Source organism: Pedobacter psychroterrae (genome assembly GCF_004331695.1).
Lineage (GTDB): Bacteria > Bacteroidota > Bacteroidia > Sphingobacteriales > Sphingobacteriaceae > Pedobacter > Pedobacter psychroterrae.
Window position 1 is genome coordinate 51460 of sequence record NZ_SJSL01000003.1, and the last position, 17271, is coordinate 68730.

Genomic DNA, 17271 nt, shown 5'->3' on the forward strand with positions numbered 1-17271 from the left:
AATGAATCAAACTTACCAGGTCAGGGCTATCAGGCTGAACCCAATTCTTAATGCCTGCTATTTAAGGCAGTTGATAACAACTGCCACGCTTATATTTCTGGTATTTTTAAGTATACTTGCCTCTGCTCAGGACAGACCTAAGCAAGATCCTCCGCCTCCACTCCCTACACGGGAAATAAGTGGTATTGTCAAAGATAGTACCGACCTCGGGGTCATTGGGGCTACTGTGAGCCTTACTTCTGAAAAGGATACATTAAAAGCGAGTACTAATAACGATGGTATATTTGTATTTAAGAACGTAAAATCGGCTACTTATACTATTCTCGTGACCAGTATCGGTTACACCAATACGCCCCCTATGCGCTTTAAGCAAAATGATCTGCTTCCGCGGATTGTAATGGACCCAATCGTACTAAAGGAGGAATCAAATACTTTAAATACAGTGGTAATAGACGGAACACCATCCATTACTTACAAAACGGATACCGTGGAATATAAGGCAAGTGACTATGTGGTAAGGGCCAATTCCACGGTGGATGAATTACTGAAAAAGATGGAAGGCATGGAAGTTGGTACGGATGGTTCTCTGGTCCACCAGGGACAGGAAGTGACTAAGGCTAAACTGAACGGTAAGGAATACCTGGGAGGAGACCTTGCAAATGCCATTAAGAATCTGCCGGCAGAAATAGTAGATAAAATACAGATTGTGGATGATTATGGCGATCAGGCTGCACGTACAGGGATTAAAGACGGTGAAGCGACTAAGACATTAAACATAACTACCAGAACAGATAAGTCTGTGGGTAATATGGTAAATCTAAATGGTGCCGCGGGCAACAATGACCGCTATGAGGCAGGTTTGTTTTCCACGCGCATCAATGGCAATCAGCAGATTGGCCTGAATGGTAATTTCAGGAATACCATCAACGGTGTGGCTGGCAGCGGTGGAAATGAAGGTGGTGGAAGAGGCCAGGGCGGTGGTGGACAGACTGGCGGTGGAGGTAGCGGTGGTACCACTACTTCAGGAAACGGTTCTTTCAGTTTGCGCGAAAGGCTTGGTAAAAAAATAGAAATGAACTTAAACTATGACTACAGGGCTACAGATGTAAATGCATTAAATAACAGTACCTCGTTGAATAACAGTTCACTCGGCGAGACTTTTACAACAAGCGACAGTGAGAGTAATAATAATAACAAAAACCACGGTTTTAAACTGGAACTAGAAGCCGAACTTGATACCAGCAATTTCTTAAGATTCATACCTACGTTGCGATATACTTCTTCTGCAACCGGCCGGTTTTCAAATAATACACAGAGAGGTTTGATTATGCAGGACCGCGTTACGAATAATAATACGACCAATACGAGACCTGAACTTGGTGCCTCAATATTTTATCAGCATACTTTCGGAAATAAAAGAAGGAATTTTTCTGTACAAGCCGACTTAAACAGCAATGACTATAGGGCTGACCAGCAACAGGATCAGGACATCATTTATTATGCAAGTGATGCAGAGACCATACAAAAAGATTCGGCAGTAAACAGGATAATTGCCCGTAAGAACCTTCAGGACAATTACAGGGGAAGCATGACCTATGCTGAACCATTGTCGACCAATACCCAGCTTGAATTTAATGCGCAGGTAAACTATAATGGCTATGACAACAGTGCTACCACAAGAAACATAACTCCATCGGGATTCTCGCAGGTAATTGATTCCCTAAGTAATATTTATGCCTATTCATTTACACAGGGACGTTTTGCAGTAAACTTTCGTTATGGCTTGAGCAGCATGTCTAAATTCAGGTTTTCATTGGGGGTAACTGCAGTGCCTGCAGTACTGTCTGGTACTAAAGTGAGCCTGGGTACTACTACCAATAGAAAGAGCTTAAATACAATCCCGATTGCCCGTTTTGAATATTTGTGGTCCAGACAACATAAGATTTCCTTCAATTATTCAGGAAATGCTCAGGAACCTTCTTTTGATCAGATCCAGCCAGTGAGAGATGTAACGAATCCGCAAAATCCAATAATAGGTAATCCAAATTTGTTGGCTACTTTCAATCACTCCATCAGAGGTGATTATAACAATTATATAGCCAATGCTAAACTGAATTATTCATTCAATATGAACTATTCATTTACGGATAATGCAGTAATCAGGAATAATGTGGAGGTAGAAGACCTGAGTGTAAGGACAAGTCCTTCTGACAAGCCTGTATATATCACAGAAACCAGGTTTCAGAATATAGGTGGTTCTCGTCGTTTTGATGCAAACTACTCGGTCAGCAAGCAGCTGGACAATAGAAAGTATAACCTGTCTTTAAGTGGAAGGGTCAATCTTGATCACCGTTTGTCAATGACCAACAATCAGTTGAACGTAAATGATGTGCAGACCTTTATCCAGCGTTTTGGTCCAAGAATTAACCCGGTGGAATGGTTTGAAGTGAATCCTTATGTATCTTATAATTATACTAAGTCGGTCAACTCGCTGCCGAATTTCAGAAATACCGAGACAAATACGCTTGCGCTGAACATAGATGGCAGAATGTATATTGGAGAAACCTATCTGTTAGGTTATAGTGCGAGTAAAAACTACGTAACTGGTATCGACGCAAACGTAACCAGCAACCCTTTTGTAATGAACCTTTATGCTGAAAAGGAAGTGTTTAACCGCAGAGGCAAGATCTCGCTTCAGGCATTTGATTTATTCAACCAGAATAATTTTGTGAGCCGTGATTTCAATGACAATGGTGGTTATACTGATACCAAATCCAATGCATTGAGCAGGTACTTTATGCTGCGATTAAGCATGCGCCTGCAAAAATGGACCGGTGCACAGCCACGCGGGGGAGGAGATATGAGACGCAGAGGCGACGGTAGTTTTTATTAACCAGCACCTTTATTTATAATATTAATGGAAAATCCGTAATTTGGGCAACAACCAAATACGGATTTTTCTTTTAGCCCTATTATGAGTAAAACCCTGATAGCCATTTTCCTTCTTTTTTCTTCATTTTTAGACAGCATTGCCCAGATTGGTACGCCCCAAATAATTAATTATAACAGGGACGAGTACAAAGGCGGTCTTCAAAATTGGGATGTGGCACAGGATAAATCCGGAAGAATGTATTTCGGTAATAACGAAGGGCTATTGGCATTCAACGGACAGTTTTGGGACCGATACCGGCTTCCTAATCTTACTTCGGTAAGATCAGTAGAAATTGATGAAGAGAATAGAATTTTCGTAGGCGGACAAGACGAGATAGGGTATTTTTTTCCTGACAAAAGAGGATTACTGCAGTACCATTCCCTAACCTCACTCATTCCTCAGAAATATAGAAAATTTGCAGATGTATGGAATGTTTGCATCTCTGAAAAGCAAGTGTTTTTTAGGGCCTTCAATGTGATATTGCTCTATAAGGACGGAATAATCAAGACCTACAAGGCTGAGGTGGGCTGGGATTTTGTTGGAAAGGGCATTGGGCTGGTTTTTGCGCAGTCCAGGGGACGAGGATTGAAAGTTTATGATCAGGGGATTTGGAAGCAGTACTGTGATGATCCTGTGTTGAGGAGTTCAGCAGTCACTTCCATCGTGGAGTATCACAAGGATACGCTACTGGTCTCTACCCTGAAATCGGGATTGTTTTTGTTGCACAAAGGCGAGCTATTTCCTAAAAAAACCGGTCTTGACGCTACATTTTACAATGACAGGGTATATTTCGTTCAGAAGCTGGACAAGGACAGGTTCGTCGTGGGCACAACCTCAGGAGGAATTTTTATAATTAATAAATCAGGAGTTTCCTTACAGGAATACAAGTATAAGGATGGTCTGCAAAGTAGCAATGTGCGGGCATGCTACACAGATAAAGATAAAAATCTCTGGCTGGCGCTGGATGACGGGATAGATTTCATCGCAATAAATAGCCCGGTAACTACTGTTTTTCCTGACAAAACAAAACAGACTACTTCCTATGCAATACGCGTATTTGGTGACAAGCTGTACATTGGGACCGCCAATGGTCTGTATGCTGCAAATGTGGATTCCAAAATAGCAGATCTCAGTGATTCAAAAGGCTCTTTTAAAGAGGTAAAACATACGAAGGGTCAGGTGTGGAATCTGAATGAACTGAACAATCAGTTGTTGATGGGGCATGAGGATGGCTTTTTCACGATTGATAATTATGAGGCCCGCAAGGTTAATGCAATGCCAGGTACCTGGCTATTCGAGCCAGTTTCTGATGTATTTCCATCAAATGAAATCATTGCTGGCACCTATCTGGGATTGCAGCACATCAAATTTGAAAACGGTAAATTTTATGACAAGGGAAAGGTCACAGGAATAGCAGAATCGCTAAGATTCATAGTTTTTGACGGGGAAAACCATCTATGGGCATCGCACCCATATCATGGTGTATTCAAAATCGAATTATCTGCCGATAAGCGGTCAGTTAGTAAATATTCCCTGTTTACAAAGCAAGACGGACTACCCTCTCATCTATATAACTATGTATTTAAGGTTAAAAATAGAATTGTAGTGGCTACTGAAAATGGAGTGTACGAATATGATGCCCTCAAAAACCGGTTTATTCAATTTCAATTGATTAATCAGACACTTAAAGGGATGTCTATTCAATACCTAAAGGAAGATCCAAATGGAAATTTGTGGTTTGTATCTAATAAGCGGGTGGGCGTTCTTGATTTTATGAGACCTGCTGGCGGCAAGCCGTATTCCCTCAATTACCTTTCTCAACTCGATGGCAAAGTTGTTGGAGGCTTTGAATCCATTTATTATTTGAATGATGAGAATGTTTTTATTGGAGCCAATAACGGAGCGTATCACATAAACTACGCAAAATACCTGGCAAATATATCCAGACCTGATATGCTGATAGGGTCTGTTAAGTTATTTGGAAAAAAGGACAGTCTGATCTTTGGCGGGTATTTTGTTAAAGACAGTAAAATCATTGATAAGCAGGATGTAACGACTCTGATGGAGCTGGCACATGAATTTAATTCCATGCATTTTGAGTATGCCTCCACTTCCTTTGAGTTTCAAAAGAACATCCAATACAGTTACCAGCTGGAGGGCTTTGATAAGAAATGGTCGCCATGGGGACAAAAAACGGAAAAGGATTATACAAACCTTTCTGCTGGCAGTTACATTTTCAAAGTAAAGTCCAGGAATAACCTGGGGAATGAATCTTTGGCGGCAAGTTATGCTTTCAGAATCTTACCACCATGGTATCAGACGATCTGGATGTACATGTTTTATATGATGTGCACCTTTATGATTCTTTACCTGGTATTTAAATGGCAGAAGAAAAAGCATCTTAAAGCTCAGGAACGTTTGAGTTACCTCCATCAGTTGGAGATGGACCGCACAGAGCAGGAAATCGTCAGACTAAAGTATGAAAAGCTTGAAGCTGATGTCAATTACAAGAACAGGGAACTGTCTACTATGACCATGCACCTTGTGCAAAGAGGAAAAGTATTGGCAAAGATCAAAGAGGTGATTTCTACTGTGCTAAAAAATCACGATATCAATGATAGCTCACCCAGCTTCCGGCACCTGATCAGATTAATAAGGGATGTGGAGAAAAGCGATGAGGACTGGGATAATTTTACCATGCATTTTACCAACGTAAACGCCAACTTTTTCAACGAACTCAAAGACAAATTTTCGGATCTAACCCCAAATGAACTCAAGCTTTCTGCATATCTAAAAATGAATCTTTCTACCAAGGAGATAGCGCAGCTAATGAATATAACCATCAAGGCCGTCGAGGTGGGCCGTTACAGGTTAAGAAAGAAGCTTCATCTTCAACCTGAGATAAATTTATTCGAGTTCCTAAATGCCATTTCACGATTAGCAGAAGGAAGACAAATTAAATAGATTGATTAATAGTGTATTACATTATTTTGTAGGGGTAATGTAGGGTCTGTGTTTTCAATTTTTTAGGAAATGATCCTTGATTGTAGGGTTTGTGTAGGGGAGGTGTTTTGTACAACAATAACAATAGGCTTATAGCTTTGATACTGTTGAAACCTAATGGTAACAACGTAAATAACCAAATACTAAATCCTAAAACTTATTGTATGAGCAAAAGAATTACACAAATTTTTCTGATCGCAATTATGCTGATGTTACCTGCCGCTATGATGGCGCAGACCGTTAATGTAACTGGAAAAATCACAGATCAGTCAGATGGGACTCCATTGCCGGGGGTCACTATTAAAGTACAAGGCACTAACATTGGAACGTCAACAGACGCCTCAGGGAATTTTTCGATCCAGGTCGCCATCGGGGCAAAGCTGGTGATATCATCAGTCGGCATGATTATGAAAACGATTTCAGTAACCTCTCCCGGCCCACTCGAGATCAAGATGGCTCAAGATGCGGAAGCATTGGGCGAAGTGGTGGTAGTAGGGTATGGCACCCAGAAGAAAAGCGTAGTAACAGGTGCAATATCTAGTGTAAAGGCCGCTGATCTGGATAACCAGCCTGTGACAAGAATTGAACAGTCATTGCAGGGACGAACATCAGGTCTTACAATAGCTTCTAATTCAGGCCAGCCAGGTGCGGCTTCTACGGTGCGATTGAGGGGTTTTACCTCTTTTGGTAATGGCAAAAATGAGCCTCTTTGGGTGGTAGATGGTGTGGTGATCGACAATGGTGGTATAGGCTATCTCAATCAGGATGATATTGAATCACTGGAAGTATTAAAGGATGCTGCATCGGCCGCCATCTACGGTACACGCGCGGCCGCAGGAGTTATTCTCATCACAACCAAAAAAGGAAAAGCAGGTGCTATTGACATCAATTACAGTAACTATTTCGGCACTCAGGCACCGGCAAAAAAACTGGACCTCCTAAATGCTACCCAGTACGCTACGCTGAGGAACCAGGCATTCTCCAATAATGCAGCTAATGCGGGTAAACCACTGCCTTTTCCGGATGCTGCCTCACTGGGTGAGGGAACTGACTGGCAGGATATTGCATTCAATAACAGTGCTAACAAGCAAATTCATGAGTTTAATGTAAGTGGTGGAAATGAGAAAGTTACTTTCTTCAGTTCATTTTCTTACTATGACATTGAAGGAATTGTGGCATCGCCTATTTCTAAAGCCAACCGCGCAAATGTGAGGATCAACTCTACTTACAAACCTGCCAAATGGATCAGTTTTGGAGAGAATCTGGGCTACGCACACGGCGTGAACAGTGGCGTTGGAGAGACCAACCGTGAGTACGGGGGTGTATTAAGTTCGGCTATAAACCTGGATCCGATTACTCCGGCAATCATAACCGATCCGGCTAGCCAAGCGGCATTTTTTCCTGCCGCACCGATTGGTGGTGCCCCCGCCTCTGCTGCTTACAAAGCTGCACTAAGAGATTCTCAGGGCCGTTTTTATGGCGTTTCTCCATATGTAGCCAATGAGATGAGAAATCCACTTGCCTACATACAAAGCAGGTTAGGCAATTATGGCTGGGACCATAACATTATCGGAAATGTTTTCCTGGATCTGGAACCAATAAAAGGGCTTAAGTTTCATTCTTCTTTAGGTACTAAACTTTCATTTTATGGAGGCGACTCGTTTAATCCGACCACGTATTTTAATACTTCGTCATCTATTCAGCCCAATTCATTTCAGCGGGTAAACAACTACCTGATCAATTGGAATCTGGAAAATACACTTTCCTATAACCATGTATATAATAAGCACAATATTACTTTACTAGTGGGCCATGGTGAATACAAAGACAATAATGCCCGGGGTACCACTGTTACATATTCTAACATTCCGGCTACAAGATTTAACGAGGCATCTTTCCGTTTCCCTACGCTACCGGCCAATCGTACCAGTGAAGGTAGAGACGGTACTGATCACAGGATCAACTCCCTGTTTTCGCGTATCCAATACAACTACGATGAGAAATACCTTTTTACTGCCCTCATCAGACGTGACGGCTCGTCAAGATTCGGTGCAAACAATCAATATGGATTCTTTCCTTCAGCCTCTGTAGGATGGGTGCCGACCCTGGAGTCTTTTTTTCCTGAAAACAGCGTGGTTAATTTTCTAAAGATCCGTGCCAGTTACGGCGTTACAGGAAATGACGGTATTGGTGATTTCGCGTTTGTGCCATTGGTTGATGCCGGCGGACAGCGGAACTATACATTCGGAACCAGCAACGTAGAATCGATCGTATTGGGATATAGTCCTGCAGCACCTGCTAATCCGGATTTGAAATGGGAAGAGACAAGCCAGCTTGATATAGGTTTTGATGCGACATTATTACAGAATCTTTCTCTGACGGTCGATGTTTACAATAAAAAAACCAAGGGAATATTGCAGAATCCACCTATTCCAGGATATGCGGGATATGGGAGCTTTGCCCAAAATATCGCTGATATAGAAAATAAGGGGCTTGAATTTGAATTGGGTTATAGAAAGAAGTTTGGAGAACTTGATTTTGGTCTGAATGGAAATGTGTCGTTTTATAAAAATAAGGTAACCAAGCTGATTGCGGGCACTACTTTTCTAAACGATAACAATGCCACTTTTCAAACGCTGGGAGATATCACCCGTACTGGATTGGATCGGGCATACAACCAGTTCTTCGGCTACGAAACGCTTGGTATCTTTCAGAGCCAGGCCGAAGTTGATGCCCACTTGGGTGCGGATGGCGTTACAAAATTACAGCCGAATTCTAAACCCGGAGATCTGAAGTATGCCAACCTGCAAGAAGACAATACCATCAATGGAGATGACCGGACTTATCTGGGTAATCCAAATCCGACAATGAGCTATGGCCTTACGTTGAATCTTGGTTATAAAAACTTTGATTTAACTGCATTTGGAAGCGGTGCGGGCGGTAACAAGATTTTCCAGGGATTGAGAAGACTAGATATCGCCACCTCAAACTATCAGGAGAAATACCTGGATGCCTGGACGCCCACCAATACTGCGGCTAAACTTCCAAGGCTATCTGAAGGAGAGGCTACTAATAATTACACCCGGTTCACGAGTCTGTATCTGGAAGATGGCGACTACTTCCGCCTGAGGACCTTGCAACTGGGTTATAGTTTCCCAACTTCAATAATGAATAAGGTCAAAATCAAGAAGCTAAGGGTATATGTGCTGGCCGAAAACTTGTTTACTTCTACTAAATACTCTGGTTATGACCCTGAACTGGGAGTAAGTGCTGATTCAGGTGGCGGTGCAGTATATAGTGTTGACCGCGGGGTTTATCCGCAGGCCCGTACTTTCCTGTTTGGTTTGAATGTTGGATTTTAATTGTAAATAACTATGAAAAAGAAATATATGTATCTTGCTGTAGTCGCATTGGCCATACAGCTCACAAGTTCTTGTAAAGATAGCCTTGAAGTAAACCCAAGTGGCAGGATCACTCTGGATAACTATTACAAAACTGAAGCGGATGCTTTCGCGGCACTCGTGTCGGTTTATGACAGGTTCGGTTTCCAGGCAAGCGGCCTGTACGACAAGATCGCCATCATGGACGTTGCGTCAGATGATCATTTTGCCGGTGGTGGTAGTGCCACCGATATCAATGATCTGCAGGTAGTGTCTAATTATTCGCTAAGTGCCAATGTAGGTCCCCAGGGTTATCTTTGGAACAGAGGCTATTCAGGCATCTTCAGGGCCAATACACTGCTTGCAAAGATCGCAGATATACCTATGGCAGAAGCACAAAAGAACCGCTTTGTTGCTGAAACCAAAACCTTGCGTGCCCTATTTTACTTTGACCTGCTGAGGTTCTTCGAGAACATTCCAATTATCGACGGTGTGGTAGACCCAAAGGACCTTTACAATGTGGCACAAAGCAATCCTTCGGACGTATATACCTTTATAGAAAAGGACCTGACTGAGGCGATTCCAAACTTACCTGCTACTGTAGTACTGGCTGAGGGAGGAAGAATTACTAAGGGTGCCGCGCAGGCTACTTTGGGGAAGGTCTATTTATGGCAGAAGAAGTACAGCGAGGCGGCAGAGCAACTTGCGATTGTAAATGGTAGTACGCCAGGGCAGGTAAATGCAACCTATGGTTACAAATTAATCAATAATTTTTCGGATTTATGGAAGCCAGCTAATAAGTTCAATTCTGAATCTATTTTAGAAGTTACCCACAGTGCCAGCTCACAAGGCTCCTGGAATGATGCCGGTGCCGGCGAAGGGAACTTGCTTAGCATCATCTCAGGTCCCAGGGGCTATGCTACCCTAAAACCGGGTGCTCCCGATTACCATACAGGATATGGTTTCCTGATCATCACCAAAAATCTTTTCGATCTGATCCATTATGATCCGCGCAACCAGGCGACAGTGGCCAATCTAGACAGTCTGAAGAGCAATGGAATTGCAAATTACCAAAACAGCTACCAGAACACGGGTTATTTCCTTGAGAAGTTTGCCGGAAGGGTATCTACCCGTACCACAGTACCTTCATCTGTAGTGGATTTGAACTTTGGGTACAATACTTATGAAATCCGTCTGGCGGATACATACCTGTTGGAAGCTGAGGCTTTAATGAGCAGCAATGCTGCAGTAGGCGCGGGTTCCAGAGCATATCAGCTTTTAAATGCGGTGAGAGCAAGAGTGGGGCTGAGTCCCGTACCAGTGACACTGGAGACCATTGAGAAGGAAAGGAGGCTTGAACTCGCAGGCGAGGGACACCGGTGGCTAGACCTAATCCGGTGGGGAAAGGCTGCTGCAGTTTTAGGCCCGTTAAAGGGCTTTGTAGCCGGCAAGCATGAAGTGTTTCCAATCCCTCAAAATGAACTGAACAATACCAAAATTGAACAAAATAAAGAATGGGGCGGAAGTAAATAAAAATGCGTTCTCAGGGGCGGGTATTGTACACGCCCCTTTTTTTAAAAAATCATTAAATGAAAAGACCTTATCCATCAATTATCTTTATGTCTGCGCTTCTTGCCTGTACATCTCCTGCAGACAAAAAAGATGAAGCAGCCGCCAAAACATTTTCCCTAAATAACAAAAAGATCATCGTATATACCACCGCTCAAAACTCAGACCTGCGGATTACTCAATATGGTGTGCTGGAGTTTAAACCCGCTCCTCAGCCATTGGAAACAGAACCAGCAGTATTTATAGATCCAGGAAAGACCTTTCAGACCATGACAGGGATAGGAGGGGCAATAACCGATGCTTCTGCAGAAACTTTTGCCAAACTATCGCAGGAAACTCAAAAGGAGTTTTTAACTGCCTATTTTGATCAGAAAAATGGGATAGGCTATACGCTGGCGCGAACCAATATAAACAGCTGCGATTTCTCTTCAGGAAGCTATACTTATGTAGCGGATAATGATAAGGAGTTGAAAACTTTTGATATCGCACATGATGAGAAGTTTAAAATTCCGATGATCCAGCAAGCCATCTCTGCTGCGGGAGGTAAATTGCTGCTGTATGTAAGCCCTTGGTCGCCACCAGCCTGGATGAAGGACAATAACGATATGCTTCAAGGCGGTAAGTTAAAGCCTGAATTCAGACAAGCATGGGCCAGCTACTATATAAAATTTATACGGGAATACGAGAAAAGAAACATTCCTGTCTGGGGGCTATCGATTCAGAATGAGCCGATGGCGAAACAAAGATGGGAATCCTGCATTTTTACTGCCGGAGAGGAACGCGATTTTATCAAAGAGTTTTTAGGCCCTACACTTCACAAGGAGGGAATGAAGGATAAGAAGCTGATAGCATGGGATCACAACCGGGACCTGATCTATCAAAGAGCGTCTACCATTTTAAGTGACCCGGAAGCCGCAAAATACGTTTGGGGGATAGGCTTTCACTGGTATGAGACCTGGACCAAAAGTTCCATGTTGTTTGACAACCTGAGACGGGTGAAAGAAGCTTTCCCTGATAAAGAGCTGATCTTTACTGAGGGCTGCCAGGAGAAATTCAATCTGGACAGCATCGGCAATTGGTCGCTTGGAGAAAAGTATGGTCACTCCATGATCAACGATTTTAATAGCGGAACAGCAGCCTGGACTGACTGGAATATTTTGCTGGATGAAACGGGCGGTCCCAATCATGTAGGGAACTTTTGCTTTGCACCAATCCATGCCGACACAAGGACTGGTAAGCTAATCTATACGAATGCATATTATTATCTGGGGCATTTTTCAAAATTCATCAGACCGGGTGCAAAGCGGATCATTTCTTCGTCAAGCAGGGACCTGTTGCAGACCACAGGTTTTATCAATTCAGACGGTAAGGTCGTGGTCATAGTAATGAACACCAGCAATCAGGAACTGCCATATCATCTGTGGATAGGCGGACAGTCGGCAGCTGTAAAAAGCCTGGCTCATTCTATCAGTACTTTTGTTATCGAATAATCCCCTTTTCTGTTATCTTGCATGTTGCAACCAAACACATAACCAATTAAATGGATATCAATCTTAACGCTATAGGCAGAAATGTAAAGTTCTTTTTTGCCTGCTTACCGCTCTGTCTGGGTGTTATACCCGTTCAGGCGCAGAAAAGTGCAGAATTATGGCTAACCGATCCCGGCAATAAAATTTTGTTCAGCAGACAGGATCCGCTGAAAATCACAAAGGCAAAAAATAGTGGCCCACAGGAAATTGTAGTCGATACAAAGACCAGTTATCAAACCATAGACGGATTTGGCTATACGCTGACCGGAGGCAGTGCTCAGCACATTTTTGGAATGGGTAATGCGGAGCGGGCTGCACTTTTAAAAGAACTTTTTGCATTTGACGGAGCCAATATCGGTACCAGTTATATCAGACTTAGTATTGGTGCCTCAGATCTAAATGAAAAGGTTTTTTCGTACAACGATCTTCCGGCAGGTGAAACAGATCCGGAGATGGAAAAATTTGACCTTGGCGCTGATAAAAAAGATATAATACCGGTACTCAGAGAGATTCTTGCTATAAACCCCAACATTAAGATACTGGGTTCTCCCTGGTCGCCACCGGTTTGGATGAAAACGAACGGAGATACAAGAGGAGGAAGTTTAAAGCTGGAATATTATGATGCGTATGCCAAATATTTTGTAAAATACGTTGAGCACATGAAGGCTGAAGGAATTAGGATTGATGCAGTAACTATTCAAAATGAACCCTTGCACCCTGGAAATAACCCTAGTCTGCTAATGCTGGCACAAGACCAGGCAATTTTCATTAAGAACCACCTTGGCCCTGTTTTTAAGAAAGCTGGCCTGGATACCAAAATAATCATATATGATCACAATGCTGACCGTCCTGATTATCCGATCTCTATTTTGGATGATCCCGAAGCGAAGAAATATATAGACGGGTCGGCCTTTCATTTGTATGGAGGAAAAATAGATGCGCTGAAACAGGTACATGAGGCACATCCCGACAAACATATCTATTTTACTGAACAATGGGTCGGTGCTCCTGGAAATTTGAAAAGGGATTTTGTGGACCACATCAGCAAACTGATCATTGGCGCTCCGCGCAACTGGAGCAGGAATGTACTGGAATGGAACCTCGCCGCCAACAGCAATAATGATCCGCATACCGACAGGGGTGGCTGCGATCGTTGCCTTGGGGCAGTAACCATTGACGGTAATGAAGTAAAGCGTAATCCGGCATACTATATCATTGCACATGCAGCAAAATTTGTTAGGCCCGGATCAGTGCGGATTGCGTCTAACCTGCTAACAGGGTTGCCTAATGTCGCCTTTAAAACACCTGATGGAAAGAAAGTGCTTATCGTATTAAACACCAGCGATAGTCCGCAATCCTTTACTGTCCGGGCGGATAAAAATACCTTGGCAACCAGTTTGAATGCTGGTGCAGCAGCCACCATCGTGTGGTAAATAAATCATGAGAATTATAATATAAAGCAAACATAAATGCCTCTTCTAAAATTGATATATACCATAACAACTGCCGCAATTATTGTTTGCGGATTGACAATACTGCCCTCCGCTAAATTGCATGCGCAGGGGTATTTGAAAGCCGATGGAAAGAAGATCGTGAATGAAAAAGGTGAGAACGTATTGTTGAGGGGCGTGGGGCTGGGAGGCTGGATGCTGCAGGAAGGGTACATGCTAAGGATTAACAATGAAGGACAGCAATATCGGATTCGTGAAAGGTTTGAAAATTTGATAGGTGCGGAGCGTACACAGGAATTTTATGATCTCTGGCTGGCCAATCATACCCGTAAAATTGATATAGACTCGATGAAAGCCTGGGGTTTTAATTCAGTAAGACTGCCAATGCATTACAATTTGTATACACTACCGGTTGATAAAGAACCGGTAGCGGGGCAGGACACCTGGCTGGAGAAAGGGTTTGCGATGACAGACAGCCTGCTGGCCTGGTGCAAAGCAAATAAAATGTACCTGATCCTTGACCTTCATGCCGCGCCGGGAGGACAGGGCAACGATCTCAATATTTCTGACAGAGACCCATCCAAGCCTTCATTATGGGACAGTGAGGCCAATCAGAAAAAGACAATCGCCCTGTGGAAGAAAATCGCTGAACGCTATGTAGATGAACCCTGGATTGGTGCATATGACATCATTAATGAGCCAAACTGGGGATTTGATGATCCGACAGGCGACAAAAATGGAACGAAAGAAAAAAGAAATATTCCATTAAAGAAGCTGATGGTAGACATTACAAGCGCAATTAGGGAAGTCGATAAAAAGCACATGGTGATCATTGAAGGAAATGGATGGGGAAACAATTACAATGGTATTTTGCCTCAATGGGATGATAATATGGTGCTCAGTTTTCATAAATACTGGTCATACAATGACCAGGGTTCTGCAGAAAATATGATTAAAATGCGTGAACAGTACAACATCCCTGTCTGGCTGGGTGAAACAGGGGAAAATTCAAATGTCTGGTTTACCGAAGCCATTCGGTTATTTGAAAAGAATAACATCGGCTGGGCATGGTGGCCTTTAAAAAAGCTCGGCTTCAATAATCCTATGGAAGTAAGGTCTAATAAGAACTATGATCAGGTGCTTCGGTTTATTAGCCGAAATGAGGACAAGCCCGCTGCAGATAGTGTATATAAGGGGTTAAAAGAACTGGCGGAAAACGTTAGGCTTGAAAATACCATCATTCACAAAGATGTGATTGACGCAATGATGCGCCAGCCTTTTACCGCAGAGACAAAGCCGTTTAAAGTCAACAAAATAAACAGGAGTGCTGTGGTTCAGTCTGTTGATTATGATCTGGGGATTAATGGAGCGGCTTATTTTGATCTTGATACTGCAGATTATCATGTCTCCACCGGTAAAAATACACCCGGTAACAGGGGGCGTGTATATAGGAATGATGGTGTAGACATAGGTAGGGATGCTAACGGCAGAGACAATTATTATGTGACTAATTTTGAAAAAGGAGAGTGGTTGCAATATACCATCGATGTAGCAAAAGCAGGGGATTACAAGCTCGTTTTAAATTTTGCTACTGCCGATTCTGATGCGGCTGTTTCCGCAACCTTGAACGGGAAGCTATTTGCGGAGGCGGTTAAACTACCTAACACAGACGGATTAACTCAGTTTAAAGAACTAGAATTTAGAAATAGCAGACTTTCTGCAGGCAAACATAAAATACGTATATTCTCTACTGGGAGTAGTTTTAATTTTAGTTATATTCGGTTTGTAGAATAACTAATTAACAAACATGAAAGGAAAAAAGCGTTTATTACTGATATTTAGCGGTATAGGAATGTTTGTGTTTCTTTTTTCCCAGTGTATGGAAAAACCTAAAGAGAAGGTTGCTGCAACGGAATTGTCAATTGCCGGAGCGGAGACCTGCAAACAATGTCATCAAAAAGCATACAGTGATTACCTGAAAGATCCCCATACACATACCTCCTGGCCAGTAACTACAGATGAAGTTGTGAAGGGGGGAGGTGGTCCTAAGTCGGCTGGGTTTTCTTTTGATGAACACCTTAAAATAGTGATAGAAAAAAGAAAGGACGGTATGTATCAGGTGCCGTACTATGATGGAGAAGAAGGCCCTGCCAGACGCTTTGACATCGCCATAGGATCAGGAAAACATGCACACACATATGGTTTTTGGAGAGAAGACAGGCTTAACCAGCTCCAGCTTACTTATTTCAGAAGCATAAATGAATGGACAAACAGTCCTGGATATCCAAACCGCATGTTTTTACAGGCCATAGGAAAGCGCTGTCTGGAATGCCATACATCCTATGCAAAAGCTACGAATGTTCAAACGGGCTCTTTATCTATTGAGAACAGTTTCGATAGAAAATCAATTATATATGGCATCGACTGTGAACGCTGTCATGGGCCGGCGGGTAAGCATGTTGAATTCCACATCAACAACCCTGATGATAAATCACCTAAATATGTAAAGCTATATAAAGACCTTACCCGAAAACAAAAAATTGATGCCTGTGCAGTATGTCATTCCGGGAATGATGTTGAATCACTTAAGTCGTCTTTTGCTTTCAAGCCAGGGGATGATATTGCGGAGTATTACCATTACAACCCGGGCTCATTCGCCTCGGCAGAACCGGATGTGCATGGCAATCAGATTGGTATGCTGCAAGGGAGCCAATGTTTTATAAAAAGCAATGATATGACCTGCGGTAGTTGTCATAATGCCCATAAAGCTGAAGACAACAATTTGATCGCATATTCAAAAAAATGCATATCCTGCCATCCAACTGCAAAACATAGCAAAAAAACACTGGGCAATGCTATGGTAAACACAAACTGTATAAATTGTCATATGCCGCTCAAGGCTTCAAAAGTTATTACTTTTCAGCAGGCGGGACATGAAGGGAAAAGTGCCTATCAGTTGCACACCCACCGCATAGCGGTATACTAAAATTCGACAAAAGGATAGGACATAAAAAAATCCCTCTTTTTTGAGTAAAAGAGAGATTAGTTATTTTTAAAACGAGAAGTCGTCGTTTTGGACTCTTGTTCCTACACCTTCATGATTTTCGGAGTATTCATAACGTTTTTCTATAACTTCCTGATGATTCTTAATGTACTCAACAGTCTCGTTCAAACCCTCAGCAAATTTTTCAAAATCTTCTTTGTATAAAAAGATTTTATGCTTTACAAACACTCCGTCCTCAAGCCTTTTCTTGCTTTCGGTTAATGTAAGGTAGTAATCTCCTGATCTGGTTGCTTTTACGTCAAAAAAGTAAGTTCTCTTTCCAGCTCTTACTTTTTTTGAAAAAACCTCTTCTCTCTCTTTGTTGTCAAATTCTCCCATGGTTGCTTTAGCTCTTGGTTTTGGT

9 protein-coding genes are annotated in these 17271 nt (G+C 42.5%); 8 read left to right on the forward strand and 1 reads right to left on the reverse strand.

Annotated features, from left to right (window positions below):
- The first annotated feature begins 1 nt into the window (after position 1).
- The 8 genes from EZ437_RS14040 to EZ437_RS14075 all read left to right on the forward strand — a co-directional run bounded on the left by EZ437_RS14040 (position 2) and on the right by EZ437_RS14075 (position 16850).
- Positions 2–2893 carry an outer membrane beta-barrel protein gene (locus EZ437_RS14040; protein WP_131596690.1) on the forward strand — a complete coding sequence of 964 codons (2892 nt, stop codon included), beginning with the start codon at positions 2–4 and terminating at the stop codon, positions 2891–2893.
- 81 nt (positions 2894–2974) lie between these two features.
- Positions 2975–5896, forward strand: a complete 2922-nt coding sequence (locus EZ437_RS14045; protein ID WP_131596691.1) for a ligand-binding sensor domain-containing protein — start codon at positions 2975–2977, stop codon at positions 5894–5896.
- 203 nt (positions 5897–6099) lie between these two features.
- Positions 6100–9297, forward strand: a complete 3198-nt coding sequence (locus EZ437_RS14050; protein WP_131596692.1) for a SusC/RagA family TonB-linked outer membrane protein — start codon at positions 6100–6102, stop codon at positions 9295–9297.
- Between the two features lie 12 nt (positions 9298–9309).
- Positions 9310–10848: a RagB/SusD family nutrient uptake outer membrane protein gene (locus EZ437_RS14055; RefSeq protein WP_131596693.1), complete on the forward strand. Its 1539-nt coding sequence runs from the start codon at positions 9310–9312 to the stop codon at positions 10846–10848.
- A gap of 56 nt (positions 10849–10904) precedes the next feature.
- The gene (locus tag EZ437_RS14060) at positions 10905–12374 is read left to right on the forward strand and encodes a glycoside hydrolase family 30 protein (protein WP_131596694.1); all 1470 of its coding nucleotides are present in this window, start codon (positions 10905–10907) and stop codon (positions 12372–12374) included.
- A gap of 50 nt (positions 12375–12424) precedes the next feature.
- Complete coding sequence (locus EZ437_RS14065) at positions 12425–13846, forward strand: glycoside hydrolase family 30 protein (RefSeq protein WP_131596695.1); 1422 nt, start codon at positions 12425–12427, stop codon at positions 13844–13846.
- Positions 13847–13882: 36 nt separating this feature from the next.
- Entirely contained in the window at positions 13883–15658 is a 1776-nt protein-coding gene (locus EZ437_RS14070) for a cellulase family glycosylhydrolase (protein WP_131596696.1), read from the forward strand.
- Between the two features lie 13 nt (positions 15659–15671).
- A complete protein-coding gene (locus EZ437_RS14075; protein WP_131596697.1) occupies positions 15672–16850 on the forward strand; it encodes a multiheme c-type cytochrome in 1179 nt (392 codons plus the stop codon).
- 66 nt (positions 16851–16916) lie between these two features.
- Here EZ437_RS14075 and EZ437_RS14080 read toward each other — a convergent pair whose 3' ends face one another.
- Positions 16917–17246 (reverse strand): DUF3276 family protein, encoded by a 330-nt coding sequence (locus EZ437_RS14080; protein ID WP_131596698.1) that lies wholly within the window; start codon positions 17244–17246, stop codon positions 16917–16919.
- Positions 17247–17271: the final 25 nt, after the last annotated feature.